The sequence below is a fragment of the Herpetosiphon gulosus genome (assembly GCF_039545135.1).
Classification (GTDB): Bacteria; Chloroflexota; Chloroflexia; order Chloroflexales; family Herpetosiphonaceae; genus Herpetosiphon; species Herpetosiphon gulosus.
On sequence record NZ_BAABRU010000009.1, the window covers coordinates 251,530 to 270,124 of the forward strand.

Genomic DNA, 18,595 nt, shown 5'->3' on the forward strand with positions numbered 1-18,595 from the left:
CTCAATCTAGCAAGCTAGGCTTGCAATCACGTGCTTATTGAATAGCCCCAACATCTTGCAACAATTCTAAGGTTCCTTGCAAATCTTTCAAATTGCTCAGATCGATGTTTGGGGTAATGATTTCGCCCAATGGCTTAATTGCTGGGTTGGTAATAATTCCAGCCACCAAGGGATATTCATTGGTTTTATCGGCGAAATAGAGTTGGGCACCGTCGCTCAACAAATAATTAGCAAAGATTTGAGCGGCTTCAGGATTTTTGGCAGTTTTGAGCACGCCCACGCCAGCAACATTCACCAATGAGCCAATATCGCCATTGCCGAAGTAGTGGTTGGCAGCCTTGGCATCAGGTTGCTCTTTTTTCAAGGCAAACAAGTAGTAGTGGTTGACCAAGCCAGTATCAACTTCGCCACTCGCAACTGCTTTGACAATCGCTGAGTTCGATTCATACACTTTAACGTCGTTGGCAATCATGCCTTCGAGCCATTGTTTGGCTACATCTTCACCTTGGCTGACGCGCAAAGCAGTGACGAAAGCTTGCAACGAACCGTTGGTTGGAGCCCAAGCGACCCGACCTTTCCACTCTGGTTTGGTCAAATCGAGAATCGAAGCTGGCAAATCGGTGCTGGTCAAGACATCGGTGTTATAAACCAAAACCCGAGCCCGACCCGAAGCACCAACCCATGTACCTTCGCTTGAAACAAAACGTGGATCAACCAAATTCAACAATGAACGATCAAGCGTCACAAAGCGATCGCTCAATGCGCCCAAAGCCCCAGCATCTTGGCCGAAGAACACATCGGCTGGGCTATTATCGCCTTCTTCAAGAATTTGCGCGGCCATCTCGGCAGTATCGCCATAGCGCACTTCGACGGCAATCCCAGTTTCTTGGGTAAAAAGCTCCAACAAAGGAGCAACTAAGCTTTCTGAACGCCCTGAATAGACAACCAAACTGCCGCCAGCTGGCTCAGTTGTGGTGGTGGTTGGCACGGTTGGCGAAACCTCAGCAACAGCGGTCACTTCGACCGTAGCGGTAGCCTCGGCTGCGCTCACGGTGGTTGGAGTTGCTGCAGCGGTGGTTGGTGCTGGGACAGCTGTTGGGGTTGCTTCCCCACCACAAGCTGCAATCACAATGCTCAGACAGAGCAACAGCATCAATGAACGCACAAGTTTCACGAAGTACTCCTTAGCCAGCTTGCTCGATTATTGAGCAAGTTTTAGCAAGTATTTATGCATATGCTAAAAACTATTTCTTCTGAAAAAACAGTTTTTATCAGGCGGAAGTATAACGCCCACGATTGCTCATGTCAAATAATTGCGCCTTGGAGACTTCTATTCCAGCACTATAATACACAATTTAGCTGATTATTTTTTAATTGCTAAAACTTAATTAATCATGTTCAAGATTGAATCAAGTGCAACGTTAATTAAGTAACCAGCCATGGAAACATTGATTACCTGCGTTACATCATGAAGGGCATGCCCATTCCAGCATAACCCTAATTCAGTGTGCATGAGACCTGACACAGCGGTTGGGAAGAGCGGTTAACCAAAAGGAGTATGCTCAATGGCAACCTTGGAACGCTTCCACTCGCCGGGGTATCAAGCTGAAAAAGATTTTGGCAACGACCTCGATGGCCTTGACCAGTTCAACGAGCAATGGAACAATAATCTCAATCGTTGGACCAACCAATCGATTGTCGGCAATCCTTGGTCGAACCAGTACGATGATAATCGCTACTATTATGTCAATCCATTAACTACCTCGTTGAATGCTGCAAATCCTGTGCCAATCACTTGGAATCCGTTTCCCAATCGATTATTTAACTTCTTCCAAGATCCCCAAGCACCTGCCAACGAGCAATTGAGCACCGACCAAATTTTTGCGCTAGCCGATGCTGGCGCAATTACGATTAACGGAGTAACAACGCCGATCGGTGATCTGCAAGTACCACAACAACTTTGTCCTAACAATAACTGGCAGGGCAGATTAATTGGCTATACCCCAACTGGCTCACGCGGCTGGCTCGATGAATATTGCGAGTGGAGCATTCGCTATGATCCCGATGGGCAATTGCGTAGTGTCATGTTCACCTGCGAAAATCCCGCCTATTGGTTCACCTTGTGGCAAGTCAATCCTGATCTGGTGGTCAAACTCTATCAGCAAGTGATCAATCCGGCGGTTCAGCGCGAAGATTTGTATTTGCTTGATCCCAATGGCAAGCCGATATTCGACCCATTGACCAACGATTATGCCTATGATCCGACCAACAAATGGAATCGTGATACCACGCAATTGGCAGATCGTGGTGGGGCAATGCATTTGACCAGCGGCCCGAATACCCTTAGCGCCGAAATGTATCTAGCGGCGGCGGCGACAATTGCCCGCACCTGTGGTAACACCGACCCCCAAACGTTGATTTGTTGTAGCCAATATGGCCGACCCCGCCGCAATAGCGACCCACACATTGGGCAATTAGCCAATCAAGTGGCGGTCAATGGCCAAACTGCGATCACACTGACCGATCCCGTTGGCTTGTATATTCAAAGCCCCAATATCAAATTATGGGCGGTGAACAATCAGCCCGATTATCCAGTGGCGAATTTATGGCAAGTAACCCGTGGCGAGGTCAATCGGGTTAGCCCAGGTAATGGCAACGACTCAATCTTGCATGCCATCTTTACCGTTCCCGAAGGTATGCAGGCCAGTGATATTTTGATTACCGACCCACAAACGGGCAAACAAGAGCCATTGCAATGGGCTGGCCAAATTGCTCGCACGTTTATGATTGCCTTGCGAGCAAGCACCGCACCGTTGCCAACCAGCGGAAGCAACCCCGTACCGCAACATCCGCGCCCATGTGTGGTGGTGATGGATAGTACGTATCCAAATTTGCAGCCATGGCCTGTTCAATTTCTGCCCAACGATCTCTACCAAGCCAACAGCCCGATCGATCTCTCACCGAGCGTGCCCCAAGGTTCAAGCACATTGATGGCGCTGGTGGTGCAGGGCGGCTTAGAAAACGCCAGCATCGAATTTTCACCGCCTGATGGAATTGCACCAGTCGTGATCGAACAATATATCAACGATAATTCTGGTTCGCCTGGCCAAACCTCTGGTGGTAGCACCCAAGTGTATCTATTTACCTTGACGGTTGATGCCAATGCGCCGCTGGGTGATCGCAATCTGCGGGTGGTCAATCTCGATAAAGAAGCACCAATTGGCGGTGTGCCATGGATTCCAAGCCTCTTGAATATTGTTGACAAAGCCTAAAATTGGTTGATTAATCGGGAGAATAAGCACGGCGTAGGCCGTGCTTGTTGTTTCAGATCGGAGTAATTGCAATGCAAATCCGCAAACAAAGCCTAGCCAGTTTGCTGTTAATTTGGTGGCTCGTTGGTTGTGGTGTCAGCACGGCCACGGTTGTTCCAGCGCCCAATGCCGTTGGGGTAGTAGCGCCAAGTTTTAGCTGTAGTTTCAATCAACCAAGTATTAGCTCAACGCTACCAGCCGATATCATCATTAGCGAACAAAGTGTGGTTAATTGCTTTGCCTGGCAAAATTTCATCGCCCTCAATTGGGATGCCGACCCCAACGAGCGTGGCCAGCCTGACCAAAATCAGTCTGCTAGCAGTTTTGGTGAGCCAAACGATCTCGCGCCAACAGTTTGGCAAACCTACAAACTTAATACTGATGTCTTTTTGCCGAAAGCCCAAACTCCCGCCGCTTGGAATGCCAACGATCTGATTCCTTCGCCATGCCAACCCCAACTAGCTGGTCGTAACCTACCAGATATCAAAGTATTGAATATGGGTTCAAAATTCGACGATTTGATTCCCGATTCACTCCAAGCTAGCGGTGAAATTCTGGTCGATCAACAGAGCAATATGGTGCATTACGAAAAGCGCATGAATCGCGATGAATTTGAGTACATCACCCAAACCTTGCTCTATAACGCCGATGTGCAGGCCAACGTCGCCGAAACTCAGGGCATTATGCTGCCAGTTGGCACAAGCAGCTATGGCAGCGATGGCGCGATCGAAATTAAGGCGGCTTGGCGCATTCTTGATAATCAGCCAAGCAACATCACCAGCCGTTATAAAACCACCCTCGCCATGCTTTACGATGCTGATACGAATACCTGCGTTGGCCCAACTACTATGGGCTTAGTCGGCTTGCACATCATTCGGCGCACACCGAATATGCAACAATTGATGTGGTCAACTTTCGAACAAATTGACAATGTGCCTCAATCCAGCCTGCCCGATCAACAAGCCTATAGTTTTTATAATCCAGTTTGTGCCTTGCCCGACCCATGCAGCCCGAATGCAACTCCCTTGCCAACCGCCACGCCACCAGGTGTGCCAACCCTAGAACCAGTTCAAGTTGAGCGAGTTTTACCATTGCCTAACGATGTAGTCAGCCTGAATCAAGCAGTTCAAACCTTGATTGCTCAAACCAACAGCGATTCAGTTTGGCAATATTATCAGTTGGTCAATGTACGTTGGCCCAAAGCCAGCCTAGCAGGCCAACCTGGCGCTGGAGCAACCGCACCAATTAATATCAGTCAATTCCAATTTACCTCAAGTGGCCCGCAAAACGTGAGCAACACCACCATGGAAACCTATGTCCAACAGCAAGATTGCTTAAATTGCCATGTCTACGCCAATATTGCAGCGAGCGCCAAGGCTGGTTGCAACCCCAAACTGGCCAGCGATTTTAGCTTTATGTTCGATAACGCCGATACGCCCAACAGCTTTGCCAGCAACAATTGCCAAAGCGCCAAACTAACGCCAAGTGAGCAATTCTCAGTTGCTCAACTTGAGCAATATCATCAAACCCCATTGCTTTGTCGTAATTGCCATCGCTAAACCTTAGGCCGCTACATGTAATGGTTCATTGGGTGGGCAATGAACTGCATGCCCTCACCCCCTAACCCCCTCTCCCGCCCGCGAGGCGAGGGGGAGCCTGAATCCAAAACCCGACTTTAGCAGCGATACCCTCTCCCGCCCGCGAGGCGAGGGGGAACCGCGCTCGGAGTGCGCCCCTCGCCCGCCGCAGTGGGCGAGGGGTTGGGGGTTGGGGAACAGGAGAACTGATTTTAACGCTATAAACCATTACAGCTACACTCTATATTTAAGTGTAGCGGCTAATAAAATGGCGTATAATCAGCCAAATACCTTATGCAGCAGAATGGAGCACCCATGCACTATGATGCCGATGTGGTCATTGTTGGAGCAGGTTTGGCAGGGCTGGTGGCCGCTGCTGAGCTAGCCGATGCCGGCAAAAAGGTGATCTTGGTTGATCAAGAATCCGAGCAAAATCTTGGTGGTCAAGCATTTTGGTCGTTTGGTGGTTTGTTTCTCGTCGATTCCCCAGAACAACGTCGCCTCAAAATCAAAGATTCTTATGAGTTAGCATTGCAAGATTGGCTCGGAACTGCCGCATTTGATCGGCCTGAGGATTATTGGCCACGCAAGTGGGCTGAGGCCTATTTAGCCTTTGCTGCTGGCGAAAAACGCCAATGGCTCTACGATCAAGGGATGCGCTTTTTCCCGGTCGTTGGCTGGGCTGAACGTGGTGGCTATGGCGCAATCGGCCATGGCAATTCGGTACCACGCTTTCATATTACCTGGGGCACTGGCCCGGGCGTAGTTGCGCCATTTGAACGCCGAGTGCGAGCTGCCGCCCAAAAAGGCTTGATCACGCTGAAATTTCGCCATCGAGTTAATCAATTATTGCTCAATGGTGGGGCAATCGCGGGCATCGAAGGCGATATTTTGGAGCCAAGCAGCCTGCCACGCGGTGCACCAAGCTCACGCAAGATCGTCGGCAGTTTCACATTTCAAGCGCAGGCGGTAATTGTAACCTCAGGTGGTATTGGCGCAAACCACGATTTGGTGCGCAAAAATTGGCCTGAACGACTGGGCCAAGCTCCCAAAACCATGGTGGCTGGTGTACCCGATTATGTTGATGGCCGCATGTTGGCAATTACCGAGGCCGCTGGTGGCACGATTATCAATCCTGATCGGATGTGGCATTACACCGAGGGCTTGCAAAATTGGAAGCCAATCTGGACCAACCATGGGATTCGAATTTTGCCCGGGCCATCGTCGATGTGGTTCGATGCGCTTGGTCAGCGTTTGCCTGTGCCGCTCTTCCCGGGCTTCGATAGCCTTGGCACACTCAAACATTTGATGCACACTGGCTACGACTATAGCTGGTTTATTCTGACTCAAAAAATTATCGAAAAAGAATTTGCGCTCTCTGGCTCAGAGCAAAACCCCGATTTGACCAACAAAAGCGTGCGTCAAGTGCTCAGTCGGGTCTTACCAGGAGCTACTCCGCCAGTTGAGGCCTTCAAGCGCCATGGAGCCGATTTTGTGGTGCGCGATAATTTGGGCGATTTGATCAAAGGTATGAATGCCCTGACTGCTGAGCCATTGCTGGATGCGGCGGCGATCGAGCGCGAAATTCAGGCTCGCGACCGCGAAATGACCAACCCATTTACCAAAGATATGCAAATTACGGCTTTACGTGGTGCTCGTAACTACATCGGCGATAAATTAATTCGGGTCGCCAAACCGCACCAAATTTTAGATCGGAGCGCTGGACCATTGATTGCCGTGCGTTTGAATATTCTGACCCGCAAAAGCTTGGGTGGTTTGCAAACCGATCTTTCGGCGCGGGTAATTGGCCAAGATGGGCAGCCAATCAGCGGTTTATATGCTGCTGGTGAGGTCGCAGGCTTTGGCGGCGGTGGCATGCATGGCTATCGTTCGCTCGAAGGCACCTTCCTTGGTGGCTGTATTTTTTCGGGGCGCACCGCCGGAAGAGCAGCGGCTGAGGCCTTGGCTTAATAAAGTGAGCGGCTTCAAGTCTCTAATTGAAGCCGCTCACTAGCTAATTCAGTCCAGCATTTAAAGCACGTTAATCACAATTTTACCCTGTGCATGGCCCGCCCCAAGGTAGCGCAATGCCTCAGCCGCCTCGGGCAAGGTATAGCAGCGATCAATTACAGGCTTAAGTTGGCCTGATTCAAGCAACTGTTGGAGCTTCAGTAAGGTCGTATGGCGAATTGGCGCAACCCCCAGAAATTGCAAGGTCTTGCTACTACCCAACGATAGTATGCGGCCCAAAGCGACTGCTTGCAGAATTTGAGGCAAAGCACCGCCAATTGCAATATACCGACCAGTCGGCGTGAGCGCTTTACGATAGTTGAAAATCGATTGATAGCCATTGACTCCAAGAATCAGATCATAGCGGTGACTATGCTGGCGCAAATCCTCACGGGTATAATCAATCCAATCGCTGGCTCCGATCGATTGAGCAATTTCAGCATTGCGTGGGCTGCAAATCGCAGTTATCTCAGCGCCATAGGCTTTGGCAATTTGGATTGCAAAGCTGCCAACCGCCCCCGAAGCGCCATTGATCAACACCCGCTGCCCAGCTTGAATCTTGCCCAAATCGCTCAGAGCATACATTGCGGTAAATGCTGCCACGGGCGTTGCCGCTGCCGCCTCAAATGCAACATTCGCAGGTTTCAAGACCAGCTGATCTTCGGTTGCACATACATATTCCGCTAATGACCCTTGGGTCGTGCCAAAAACCGCATCGCCAGGCTTAAATTTGGTTACCTGCGAGCCAACCGCCTCAACCCAGCCAGCGACATCTAAGCCAAGTGTGTTAATTTTTGGCTTACGCAAGGCTCCATTCAACAAGCGAATCATGATCGGCCCAGTCAGTTGATGCCAATCAAGTGTGTTGATCGAGGCCGAATGGACTTTGATCAACACGTGATTCGCTTGAAGAGTAGGGCGTTCAACTTCACGTAATTGAAGTACATTTGGGTTGCCATATTCATAAAAAAGTATCGCTTTCATCGAAATTCCTTGCATATTCAATTTACCCAGCGTTCTGACTAGCATCAACCTTCACCCCTTTGATCAGCAGCCAAAGGCAAATCGAGGCTTCGCCCAGAAACGAAGGAATTTGAATCAAGGGAAAAAGACTAGCAGCAACACTTGGGGCAAGGATGCTAATAAAGCAATTGATCACATAGGCTGCGCCACCAAGCATCAACAATACCCCAACCAAGCGCGGTAAAATCTGTGAGCACAGAATTAACATGCCCGCCGTTAAGCAATAACAGCCGACAAAAGCCAAGCTCAGGTTAAAGCCAGTTGTTTCCAATTCGAGGGCACTGGCGGCATGCAAATACAATTGTTCGCTTGGAATTCCGTTGGCATAGCGGACACTTTGCAACAAAATTAATGGCTCAAAGTGATTAAGCAAATTGACACTCTCGATCGCCACGGCCACCAAAATGAAAAACAACACCATTCGCGCTAAGCTCTTGTTTGCCAGCCGAAACAGATCATAGAAAATCGCCGCCAAAGGAATATTGCACAAGGCAATGATTAAATGTACCGCCAAGCCCATGCGATAAAGGCTAGGCTGGGTTTGAATATTAAGGGCAGTTGCCGCGGCATCATTGCCCACAATCAGAGCGGCTGGCACAAATCCGACCGCAAACAGGCCACCAATGATAATTAACAAATAGATTGCGCCAGCCATGCGCGATTTAAACCGTAGCCCAGCCAAATCTCGTTGAGTTTGTTCGGTAGTGTATGCAAGGCCGATTCGTCCAGTTTGAAGCTTCATTGTTATTCTCCATCAAGCGATGATTGCTTGGGCCAGCATAGCCGATGAAGCAGCAGCAACTCATAGCTCTAAAGAACTATTGTAAAGGACTAATCAGTAAATTTCTATAATATGTCAAGTTCTTGGGCTTTGGCCACCGCCAACGTGCGACGATTAACGCTGAGTTTGGCATAAATATTGCGCACATGGGCTTTGACCGTATACAACGAAAGATACAGTTGATCAGCAATCGCCTGATTCGCAAGCCCAGCCGCAATCAAGCCCAACACCTCAAGCTCGCGCTCACTCAATGGCTCGATCAGCGCAGTTTGCGGGTTTGGAATAAACGGCACTTGCGCATAGGCAGCTAAAATTTGGCGAGCATAGGCATTGCCCAAACCACGTCCAATCAACTCACGTAATAGCTGTTTCAGTGGCAGCCCTTCGTCAATAAAAATTCGGATCAAGCCGCCTGGTTCAGCCAAAGCCAAGGCCGCTTGCAACGAGCGGTTTGCTTGCGCTTTTTGGCCTTGTTGCTGCTGCGCTAAGGCCTGCAGAATCAGCCCATGCAGTTGTTGATCAAGCCAGTCCTTGGCTTGGAATTGCTGAATTAAGGGTTGCAGTAATTCCAAAGCAGCAGCCGCATTTGACTGAGCGAGCAAAACTTTGGCCTGAATTAATGGGGCATCAATTGTTTGGGCTAATTCGGCGGCGGCCTGAAGCTCTGCTTGCGCCAACAGCACTCCAATCTGGGTCGTAATAATCTCCGGCAGTCGCTGGCTAAAGTTCTGTTGGCGCACAGTTTGGGCCAGTTGCGCCAGCTTGGACGAAGCCTGATCGTTGGCTCCCCGCGCCAGTTGCAAGCGCACCAGCCAAAGTTCACAAATAATCGAACGATCAATCAAGCGGTCATATTGCTGGGCTAAATCTAGGCTTTGTTGGGCATAACGTTCAGCAGTCTCAAGCTGATTCCATTGATAATAAATCCGTGCCAAGCCCAAGTAAGCTTCGTAGATAAGTTGCAGTGGTTGCTCACCCGCCAATTCAATAATTTGCTGGTAAGTCGCAGCGGCTTGATACAGCTGATTTTCCGATTCTTGCACCTGGCCCAAACCAATCGTCGCCAGAATTCTGATAAAGGTGCTGCCTGATGCTTGGGCGAGGCTAACAGCTTTGGTCAGGGCTTGCCGCGCCGCCGCTCGATCACCATGGGCAAGATAGCCAAACCCCAAAGTCCAATAGGCTGAGGTTAATGAAAATACATTATCAGCCACCAAAAAAGCTAAAGCTCGCTGTGATTGAGCCAGTGTCAGCTCAAATTGATAGTGAGCCAGCGCCAAAATTGCCCGCGTCGCCGCAATCTGGCCAATTAAGTTGCGTGTTTGGTGATCGTTGGGGTAGCTTTGGAGCGCGGCTTCGGCAGCATCAAGTTTTTCGGCGACACCAGTGGTTTGACCAAGCATCAACATCAACGACGCATGCCGCCACCATAACGAGGGCTGCTGCTCAAAAACACTTTTTGGCACAGTTGCTAACCAATCGAGCAAGGTTGTGACCGTACCGCGAAAGTGTAACGAAATCTGCTGATCAATCAGCCGTTCTACCTGGGCAAAATCGTTGGCAGCAGCAGCATGGCGAAAAGCCTCAATCCCAAACCCATGAGCTTCATACCAACTGCTTGCCCGTCGATGCAATGTAGGCAGATCAAGGCCTTGTGGGCTAGTCGCCAAGCGCTGGCGCAGCAAATCGGCAAATAAATGGTGATAGCGATACCAATGCCGTTCATGATCGAGCGGCACGATAAACAGATTGGCGCGTTCAAGATAGGCTAAAGTTGCCGCACCCGAAGCAGGCGCAGCAGCCAAAACCGCCTCACACAACGAGCCACACATCCGATCAAGCAGCGAAGTAATCAACAAAAATGTCTGGATCTCGGCAGGTTGCTGCTGCAATACCTCTTCAAGCAAATAATCCAGTACAAACCGATGATTGCCAGTAAAGCCATCGATCAGCAAGCTTGATGCTTGCTGGCCTTGGATTGAAATCGCCGCCAGTTGCAACCCTGCAATCCAGCCCTCAGTTCGATCGGCAAGGGTTTGGCTTTCGGATACTAAAAGATCTAATTCCATTGTTTGGCTGAGAAATTGGTGGGCTTCTTCGACTGTAAAGCGTAAATCGGCTACACGCAATTCAGTTAATTGATGGCGTGCCCGGAGCCGCGCCAAGGGCAAATCTGGCTCCTCACGACTAATAACGACCAGTTGCAATTGAGGCGGCAAGCGTTCAAGCAGCAAACTCATTGCAGCAGCAATTGGTTTGGCCGTCAGCCAATGATAATCATCAAGCACTAAAATCCAATGCTGTTCGATGGTTGCAAGCTGATTCAGCAACAAGAGCAGCAAGGTTTCAGTCGAAGGCAATTCTGGGGCTTGTAAACGTTGAATGATTTCTAAGCCAAATGCAGGCTCAATTGTTTGTAAGGCTGCGACAACATAGGCCAAAAACCGCGCCAGATCATTATCGTTTTGATCAAGCGTCAGCCAAGCGACAGGCTGCTTGCAACTGGCAATCCATTGGCTTACGAGCATTGTTTTGCCAAAGCCAGCCGGAGCCGACACCACCGTTAAACGCCGATCATGCCGCTCTTTCAAGCGTTCGAGCAACTGCGAGCGCACGACACCATTGAAACGCGGAACCGGAATATAGAATTTGGTCGTTAATATTGGCATCACCATGGCCTCAATTATAAAACAAACTGCTCATGTCAGCCTCGCAAACCAGCACGTTTGCTATAATCAAGGACATTATGTTGCAGCTAATCAATGGCTACTAGCTAAATAAACCTAAGAGCATTGCATGGGGTTGAAGGCATTAATCGTGCAGCCAGCCAATAGCCATGGCGAGTTGCTGGCTACCTATGATCGTTCAAGCAAAATCATTTCAATTTACAATCCGCTACCACGCCAATGGGCATAAATGAACAAATATGAAACAGGCTTGTAGTTAACCCAACGTCAACTTGTATGATGCTCACACAATTTTTTAATTGCTTAGGAGCGGATTGATGCAACGGACAAGTGTAGTTGGCTTAAAAATCGTGTTGGTTTTGGTGGGATTAATGTGTTTGTACATTAGTCTCGATTTTGGGTTGGGTGGCTTCGAAACGCTCGGTTGGCAGGGTGCACCGCCCCAAATCGCCGATTCCAACAATCTGCGTTATGCCGTCCACGATAGCCATTTTCGCTTTTTGGCAGGAGTTTTTGGTACACTCAGTGTGAGCATCCTGCTGGCTGTACGCGATTTGGCCAAATATCGCTTGCTATTGCAAACTATTTTTACGGCGTTTATCGTTGGTGGCTTACTGCGTTTCAGTGCCAATAATCTTGATCTGTTGTTCAGTGACGAATTACTGCTAGCGCTGATCGCCGAAATTGGCTTGATGTTGGGGCTGCACTGGTGGCTGCATCAAGCCTTGAAAACACATTAATCGATGCTGCGCGAGGTTCGAACCTGATGGAACACATAACAGCCTCAGGTTGGTATACCTGAGGCCGCAATACCAGTATTGATGTTACACGGGTAGGTTTTTCATCAATCATTCGCCAAAGAAGGCGATTGAAACCTACCCGTGTACGGTGAAGGGCTAGGGAGCGAGAGAATTTAGGCTTGTTGCACCAATTCGACCACCACTGTGCCACTGGCATCAAGCAAACTCAGCTTATCGCCAGCAAGCTTATAGCTGGTTACTTTTTCTAGTGCCTGAAACAAGGTGGTTTCTTGTTGTTGCAATTCGTTTTCAGCACAAGCCATCTTGGTTGACATCAATGGGCCAAGGGTCAATTGCTCGCCAGCAACTTTGGCCTCGCCCGAATAGCCATTACAACCACTATGGCCTGAAGCGCGGCCATCCAATTCAAAGGTTAAGGGCAAGGCTTGCGTACCTTTAATTGGTTGACCATTGATTTGCAAAACATTCCAGCTTGAGCCAGCCAAGCCAGCAGCGCCAGGCTGCGAGACATCAACGGTTGGCACATTGGTCGGTATAGCGGTTGGTGTGGTCGCACCACCACAGCCAGCCAAAACGGCTAAGAGAGCAAATATCGTAAATGTGCGGCGCATTGGGTATCCTCCAAAAAAAGTATCTGTTATAAAGCCAAAACGTTAAAACTCGGCCAAAAGTTCCCTAAGAAATTAATACCGCTGTGCTATAATAGGCCACAGATTCGCCAAAATGTAACCCGCTTACAATGGTGGCAGGAGGAATGCATGGATATTAGCCATAAAGCCTATAATCGCGTTGATGTTATCACGGTGTCGGGGCGCTTGGCCGCAGAGACCAAAGATGCCCTGAACGATAAGATTAACCAGATTTTCGAGGAAAATCGCCATTTGATCGTCCTCGATCTCGCAAATTTAGAATATATCAGTAGCCCTGGTTTACGGGTGTTGATCGAAGCTCGCAAAAAAGCCCGCGAATGGAAATTAAGCGAACTCGACCGTGGTGATGTGCGGATTGCCAATCTGCCTCAACGGATTCGCGAAGTATTCGACCTAACTGGCTTCACGCCATTGTTCCAAATTTACGACGACTTGGTGGAAGCTGTTGGTAGCTTCTAGACGAATTTCGGTGAGACGATATGGCGCAAACCGCTGAACTTAAACTGCCAGGGCTGCTCGATTCGCTCGGTGCCCTGTGTAAGTTTGCCTATCAGGCAGCACTTGATGCTGGGCTTAACGAACATACGGCGTGGGAAATTGAATTGGCAGTTGACGAAGCCGCCACCAATATCATCCAACACGCCTACTCTGCTGAACGTCCCGGTGATGTTCGCTTGGTCTGCGGACGCGATGGCAGCCGTTTTGTAGTCCGGCTGTTCGATCGCGGGGTTCCTTTTGATCCTGAAACTGTTCCTCCTCCAGATCTCACCTCATCAATCGAAACTCGCGAGGCTGGCGGCCTCGGAATGTATTTGATGGGCAGGATGATGGATGATGTGCAATTCAATTACAATCCTGAAACTGGTGAAAACGAGTTACACATGAGTAAAATCGTTGGGACACGACTGCCCGAAGATGTGCGGGTTGTGCCAGTTCAAGGCCGGATTGATGCCACGGCAGCACCAGCCTTAGCGACGATTGTCCATGAGGCCGCCGAAACTGGCGGGCGGCGCATCTTGCTCGATCTTACGGGCGTAACCTTTTTAAGCAGCAGTGGTCTGCGGATTCTGCTGTTGCTGGCTCGCGAACTCAAAGGCTCCAATGGTGAACTACGCTTGTGTTCATTGCAACCAGCGGTCGCCGAGGTCTTTACGCTGACAGGATTCACCCAAATCTTTACCATTCACCGCACTCGTGATGAAGCACTTGCAGCGTTGGCAGATGTTGAGTAAGGTGCATGTTAGCCAGTTTTGATCGTGGAACCCGACTCTCGAAACATCGCATGGTGGCCCTTAGTTGGGCTACCATGCTCTTTTTGTTGGCAAGTGCCAGCATTATTTGGCAAGGCTTGCCAATTTTCAACTCGGCTACCTTACCAGTAGCTGGCGCGTTATTGCTCTTGCTCGATGGCTTGGCAGTCCGCGATCGTTCAAATCAACCACTTAGCCTCTCGGGAATTGTGCTCTTGGCCGTAGCGTTAATCAGCACGCCGAGCACAACCTTGGTTTTAGCCGCCGCCTCGGGTTTATGCATTCGGTTGGGCCGTTTGGCACGTTCACGCTATGAAGAATGGGGCCGTCGTGCCCTCGAAAGCGGTGCACGCACCTTGGGCATCGCCATCGTGCTGCCATTTATCAACGAGCTTGGGCTGTGGTCAAAACTGATCATACTCATCGTTAGCTATATTGTGGTTGTCCAAGGCGCACGCTTGATCTTTGCCTTGCTCTGGGATGGCAAGCAAATCACCATGGGCACCTGGCAGGTCAGCGCTCCTAATATTTTCTCAATTGAAATTTTGCCCTTGCCACTGGCGGCAATTGGTGCTCAAATGGCCGAAGATTTTCCCTTTAGTTTGGTGGCAATCTCGGCAGCAGGCTTGGTTGGCAGCGCATGGATGGTGCAACGCGCCAGCCGATCATTAGGCTTGCAGCGCCGCACCGTGGCTGAACTTGGTCAAATTAATGCGATCAGCCGCGCGATCATTCGCGCCGAATTAGATGTTGATTCGCTGTGTCAATTGGTCTATGGCGAGGCCAGCAAGGTCGTCGATACCAGCAATTTTCGCTTGGGCTTATTTGAAGGCCGTTTCTTTGAACTCAAGGTGCGGGTACAAGATGGTCATCACGAACCACCATTGCGCGTCGAACTCCCCAACGATCGAGGGATCGTCAGTTGGATTCGACGCACAGGTCGCTCGTTGTTGGTCGAAGATTTTGCCACTGAAATGGATCGCTTACCAGCCCAACCGACTTATCAAGCCGAATACCCGCCACGCTCAGGGGTCTATATTCCTTTGATGACTGGCGATGAGGTTTTAGGCACAATTTCGATCCAAAGCAGCGAACCACGGGCATTCGATACCGACGATTTGCGCTTGCTCTCGCTGATTGCCGATCAAGCCGCAGTTGCGATTGACAAGGCGCGAGCCTACTCAGCAGCGCGGCGGCGGGCGGCCCAACTAGCAACAATTGGCGAAGTTAGCCGCCAAGTTACGGCGATTCTCGATTTGGATCGCTTGTTGCCTTCAGTTGTGCATCGAATTCGGGTGAGCTTCGGTTATTCGCAAGTGCATCTTTTTACTTTTGATGAATTGCATCAACAGCTTTTCTTCCGTGCCAGCACCGCCAGCGATAGCCCATTTTGGCAACGCCAAGGCAAACGCTTACCGCTAGGCCTAGGTATCGTTGGCCATGTTGCGGTCACTGGCGAACCAATGTTGGTCAATGATGTGCGCGAAGAGCCACGCTTCTTGCCCGATCAACATGGCATTGCCGCCGAACTAGCCGTGCCCATGCGGGTTGGCCAACAGCTGCTCGGCGTGCTAGATGTGCAAAGCGAGAGCTACGGCGCATTTGATGAAAATGATTTCTTCGTGGTGCAAACCCTCGCCGATCAAATTGCAATCGCAATCGATAGCGCCTCGGTCTTCCAATCGCAGCAAGAGGAAGCTTGGGTGCTGAACGCGTTGTTACAATCAGCCGAAAATTTTGCCTGGGTCAGCGAGATCAGCGAAATGCTCTATCTCAGCGTGCGTCTGCCAGCCTTATTGGTTGGCTGCGAACGAGCGTTATGTCTCCTTTGGCAGCGTGAAAGCAATCGCTGGATTTTGGCCGAAGGCTGGGGCTTGACCAACGAACAACGTCAATCAATTGGTGCGAGTGCTACCGATGAGCAAGTGCCATGGCTCGAACGCATGCGCTCCGAAGGCGAATCGTTTGCGGCTGAGTTGGTCGATCTCGAACAGCTTTCGAGCGCAGGCTTAGTGCCCTACAGCAGCTATGGCGCAGTGCTGGCCCAACCGCTCAACTCACGCGGGGCCACGCTCGGGGTGCTGTTGCTTGAGCAATGTGGTCACGACGAAACCTGGCTGCCACGCCAAATTACAATTGCCGCTGGGATTGCAGGCCAAGCTGCTGCGGCGATCGAAAGTGCCTTACTGGCCCAAATCGAAGCCGCTCGCCAACATATCGAGCAAGAAATTAGCGTTGCTCGCGAAATTCAAATGAGCTTGTTGCCATCGCGCTTGCCGCAACTCGAAGGCTGGGATAGCGGCGCACATTGGAATTTAGCCCGCCAAGTTGGCGGCGATTTCTATGATTTCTGGAGTTTTCGCAGTGGGCCTTCAGCAGGCGAGATGGGCTTTGTGATTGCTGATGTCTCGGATAAGGGCGTGCCTGCGGCCTTGTTTATGGCACTTTCGCGCTCGTTGGTGCGTGGTGCGGCGCTCGACGGCTCACCACCATCGCAGGCGATCGAACGTGCTAACCGCTGGATTATGCGCGATAGCCAATCGTATATGTTCGTAACGCTCTTCTATGGAATTATTAATCCTGTGACTGGGCGTTTGCGCTACACTTGTGCTGGGCATAACCCGCCGTTGCTGTATCGCGCCGCTACAGGCCAGATCGAGCAATTGCGCACACCTGGCATTGCCTTAGGTGTAATCGATGACGCAGTTTTAGGCGAAGCCGAGACGATTATTGAATTAGGCGATGTTTTAGTCTGTTATACCGATGGCGTAACCGAGGCAGTTGATAGTACAATGGATGAGTGGGGCGTGCCACGCCTGATGGAGACGATTCATCAGACCGCCCACAGCGATGCAGCCACAATGCTGCATACAATTAGTAGTCGCCTTGCGGCGCATACTGGCGATTTACCAGCGTTCGATGACCTTACTTTAGTGGTAATCAAACGGCTGGCCGATGCCAATCAACCTGTTTGAGGAATTTGATCGTGCGTCTCCTAAATAAACATGTGATCATCACTGGTGGCTCCAGCGGCATTGGCTTTGCTACAGCCCAACGCATGTTGGCTCGCGGAGCCTCGGTTTCGTTGATCGCTCGCAATCGGATTCGATTGGTCGAGGCTGCCGAACGCTTGCAACCCTTGATCAATCGGGCTGGACAGCGGATCGAAATTGCCACTGCCGATGTGCGAGTTCGCCATGATGTCAGTCAAGCCATCGCCGATCTGATTCAACGGGCTGGCCCATGTGATGTGCTAATCGCCGCCGCTGGTGGCGCACAAGCTGGACCATTTCAACAACTTGATGATCAGGTTTTTCGTGATCTGATGGATTTGAATTATTTTGGGACGCTGCACGCAATTCGCGCAGTTGTGCCGCATATGCAAAATCGCCGGGTTGGCTCGATTGTCGCGATTTCATCGGTAGCTGGTTTGGTTGGAGCCTTTGGCTATAGCGCCTACACTCCCGCCAAATTCGCGATTCGTGGGCTGATGGAAGTCTTGCGCCAAGAACTAAAAGCTTATAACATCACTGCGAGCGTGGTGTATCCAAGCGATATTCAAACCGAGGTTGGGCAACCGAGCAGTAATGGCGATGGCAGTGTGAGCTATCAGCAGCCAATTAACGCCGACCGGATTGCCCAAGCGATTGTCCGTGGCATTCTCAAACGCCGCTTTATCATCACCGCCGATGCCCAAAGCTCATGGTTGGTGCGAGTTGGCAATTTAGCCGCGCCAATCTTAAACAGGTTCTTTGTTCGTCCTGTGAAGCGTTCACAACAGCAACCAAAGCCCCACGAAGATAACACACCACCAACAGGCTTGGTTTAAGGAGAGCATTATGCAATCGTGGTCGGATGATATTCAGCAACAAGCCGCCGTGTTTAACGCGATTGGGGCCGATTATGAGGTGATGTTTGGCAATAATCAAGATCAGCAGGATCTCAGTCAATGGTTGGCTGATCTGTTGGAGCCAAACTCGAAAGTGCTCGATTCCGGCTGTGGCACAGGTATTCCCACCGCCCAAACTTTGGCCAAAGCTGGCCATGAAGTAACCTGTCTCGAAATTTCAGCCTCAATGCTCAATTTGGCGCGGCAAAATGTACCCAACGGCCAATATGTGCTTGATAGCGTCAATCACGTTAATTTTGAGCCAGCCTCGTTTGATGCGGTTGTATCGTTTTTTGCCTTGCTGATGCTGCGCCGCAGTGATATTGAGCATGCCTTACAGCAATTCCATCATTGGCTCAAACCTGCGGGCTTGTTGCTACTCTCAATGGTTGAAGGCGATTTCGATTATATTCAAATTGTGCTCGGCGATCAGCCAGTCTTTGTGACGGCCTATCCCCAAGCCCAACTTGAAGCCTTGATCACCAAATCGGGCTTTCAAATTCTCGAAACCCGCTTGCAACATTATGTACCTCACCACGGCGCAACTCCCGAAACTCAAATTTTCATCGTGGCCCAACGCGATTAAATTCTCCCTACGCCCTAGTTCCTGCCAGTGCTCCATTAACTAAAAAGCCCCTCTCCCACCGCAGTGGGAG

14 protein-coding genes are annotated in these 18,595 nt (G+C 50.4%); 9 read left to right on the forward strand and 5 right to left on the reverse strand.

What is annotated here, in order from left to right; all coding sequences use genetic code 11:
- Nucleotides 1–34: 34 nt before the first annotated feature.
- Complete coding sequence (locus ABEB26_RS14165) at nucleotides 35–1,174, reverse strand: iron ABC transporter substrate-binding protein (protein WP_345722684.1); 1,140 nt, start codon at nucleotides 1,172–1,174, stop codon at nucleotides 35–37.
- 391 nt (nucleotides 1,175–1,565) lie between these two features.
- Between ABEB26_RS14165 and ABEB26_RS14170 the strand changes: the two genes are divergently transcribed.
- The 3 genes from ABEB26_RS14170 to ABEB26_RS14180 all read left to right on the forward strand — a co-directional run bounded on the left by ABEB26_RS14170 (nucleotide 1,566) and on the right by ABEB26_RS14180 (nucleotide 6,859).
- The gene (locus ABEB26_RS14170) at nucleotides 1,566–3,272 is read left to right on the forward strand and encodes a hypothetical protein (protein ID WP_345722685.1); all 1,707 of its coding nucleotides are present in this window, start codon (nucleotides 1,566–1,568) and stop codon (nucleotides 3,270–3,272) included.
- A gap of 71 nt (nucleotides 3,273–3,343) precedes the next feature.
- Nucleotides 3,344–4,870, forward strand: a complete 1,527-nt coding sequence (locus ABEB26_RS14175) for a hypothetical protein (RefSeq protein WP_345722686.1) — start codon at nucleotides 3,344–3,346, stop codon at nucleotides 4,868–4,870.
- Nucleotides 4,871–5,203: 333 nt separating this feature from the next.
- A complete protein-coding gene (locus tag ABEB26_RS14180; RefSeq protein WP_345722687.1) occupies nucleotides 5,204–6,859 on the forward strand; it encodes an FAD-binding dehydrogenase in 1,656 nt (551 codons plus the stop codon).
- A 60-nt stretch (nucleotides 6,860–6,919) separates the two neighbouring features.
- On the opposite strand, the gene ABEB26_RS14185 is transcribed toward ABEB26_RS14180, so the two are convergent.
- The 3 genes from ABEB26_RS14185 to ABEB26_RS14195 form a co-directional block, all read right to left on the reverse strand.
- On the reverse strand, nucleotides 6,920–7,882 hold the full coding sequence (locus ABEB26_RS14185; protein WP_345722688.1) for an NAD(P)-dependent alcohol dehydrogenase: 963 nt from the start codon (nucleotides 7,880–7,882) through the stop codon (nucleotides 6,920–6,922).
- A gap of 22 nt (nucleotides 7,883–7,904) precedes the next feature.
- On the reverse strand, nucleotides 7,905–8,663 hold the full coding sequence (locus tag ABEB26_RS14190) for a DUF4386 domain-containing protein (protein ID WP_345722689.1): 759 nt from the start codon (nucleotides 8,661–8,663) through the stop codon (nucleotides 7,905–7,907).
- Nucleotides 8,664–8,767: 104 nt separating this feature from the next.
- On the reverse strand, nucleotides 8,768–11,371 hold the full coding sequence (locus ABEB26_RS14195) for a winged helix-turn-helix domain-containing protein (RefSeq protein WP_345722690.1): 2,604 nt from the start codon (nucleotides 11,369–11,371) through the stop codon (nucleotides 8,768–8,770).
- Between the two features lie 335 nt (nucleotides 11,372–11,706).
- Between ABEB26_RS14195 and ABEB26_RS14200 the strand changes: the two genes are divergently transcribed.
- Entirely contained in the window at nucleotides 11,707–12,129 is a 423-nt protein-coding gene (locus tag ABEB26_RS14200; protein ID WP_345722691.1) for a DUF4345 domain-containing protein, read from the forward strand.
- Between the two features lie 173 nt (nucleotides 12,130–12,302).
- On the opposite strand, the gene ABEB26_RS14205 is transcribed toward ABEB26_RS14200, so the two are convergent.
- Complete coding sequence (locus tag ABEB26_RS14205; RefSeq protein WP_345722692.1) at nucleotides 12,303–12,761, reverse strand: META domain-containing protein; 459 nt, start codon at nucleotides 12,759–12,761, stop codon at nucleotides 12,303–12,305.
- A gap of 147 nt (nucleotides 12,762–12,908) precedes the next feature.
- On the opposite strand from ABEB26_RS14205, the gene ABEB26_RS14210 reads away from it, so the two are divergent.
- From ABEB26_RS14210 to ABEB26_RS14230, 5 genes are read left to right on the forward strand one after another with little or no spacing between them, the layout of a single operon-like run.
- A complete protein-coding gene (locus ABEB26_RS14210; protein WP_345722693.1) occupies nucleotides 12,909–13,259 on the forward strand; it encodes an STAS domain-containing protein in 351 nt (116 codons plus the stop codon).
- Nucleotides 13,260–13,279: 20 nt separating this feature from the next.
- Entirely contained in the window at nucleotides 13,280–14,032 is a 753-nt protein-coding gene (locus ABEB26_RS14215; protein WP_012188972.1) for an anti-sigma factor antagonist, read from the forward strand.
- 5 nt (nucleotides 14,033–14,037) lie between these two features.
- Nucleotides 14,038–17,025, forward strand: coding sequence for a SpoIIE family protein phosphatase (locus ABEB26_RS14220; protein ID WP_345722694.1), 2,988 nt, complete (start codon nucleotides 14,038–14,040; stop codon nucleotides 17,023–17,025).
- Between the two features lie 11 nt (nucleotides 17,026–17,036).
- The gene (locus tag ABEB26_RS14225; protein WP_345722695.1) at nucleotides 17,037–17,879 is read left to right on the forward strand and encodes an SDR family oxidoreductase; all 843 of its coding nucleotides are present in this window, start codon (nucleotides 17,037–17,039) and stop codon (nucleotides 17,877–17,879) included.
- Between the two features lie 10 nt (nucleotides 17,880–17,889).
- A complete protein-coding gene (locus ABEB26_RS14230) occupies nucleotides 17,890–18,525 on the forward strand; it encodes a class I SAM-dependent methyltransferase (protein ID WP_345722696.1) in 636 nt (211 codons plus the stop codon).
- Nucleotides 18,526–18,595: the final 70 nt, after the last annotated feature.

Excerpts from the sequence above, each read along its gene's own strand:
- ABEB26_RS14170 (WP_345722685.1), top strand. The coding sequence starts at position 1,566 with ATGGCAACCTTGGAACGCTTCCACTCGCCGGGGTATCAAGCTGAAAAA.
- ABEB26_RS14175 (WP_345722686.1), top strand. The coding sequence starts at position 3,344 with ATGCAAATCCGCAAACAAAGCCTAGCCAGTTTGCTGTTAATTTGGTGG.
- ABEB26_RS14180 (WP_345722687.1), top strand. The coding sequence starts at position 5,204 with ATGCACTATGATGCCGATGTGGTCATTGTTGGAGCAGGTTTGGCAGGG.
- ABEB26_RS14185 (WP_345722688.1), bottom strand. The coding sequence starts at position 7,882 with ATGAAAGCGATACTTTTTTATGAATATGGCAACCCAAATGTACTTCAA.
- ABEB26_RS14190 (WP_345722689.1), bottom strand. The coding sequence starts at position 8,663 with ATGAAGCTTCAAACTGGACGAATCGGCCTTGCATACACTACCGAACAA.
- ABEB26_RS14195 (WP_345722690.1), bottom strand. The coding sequence starts at position 11,371 with ATGCCAATATTAACGACCAAATTCTATATTCCGGTTCCGCGTTTCAAT.
- ABEB26_RS14200 (WP_345722691.1), top strand. The coding sequence starts at position 11,707 with ATGCAACGGACAAGTGTAGTTGGCTTAAAAATCGTGTTGGTTTTGGTG.
- ABEB26_RS14205 (WP_345722692.1), bottom strand. The coding sequence starts at position 12,761 with ATGCGCCGCACATTTACGATATTTGCTCTCTTAGCCGTTTTGGCTGGC.
- ABEB26_RS14210 (WP_345722693.1), top strand. The coding sequence starts at position 12,909 with ATGGATATTAGCCATAAAGCCTATAATCGCGTTGATGTTATCACGGTG.
- ABEB26_RS14215 (WP_012188972.1), top strand. The coding sequence starts at position 13,280 with ATGGCGCAAACCGCTGAACTTAAACTGCCAGGGCTGCTCGATTCGCTC.
- ABEB26_RS14220 (WP_345722694.1), top strand. The coding sequence starts at position 14,038 with ATGTTAGCCAGTTTTGATCGTGGAACCCGACTCTCGAAACATCGCATG.
- ABEB26_RS14230 (WP_345722696.1), top strand. The coding sequence starts at position 17,890 with ATGCAATCGTGGTCGGATGATATTCAGCAACAAGCCGCCGTGTTTAAC.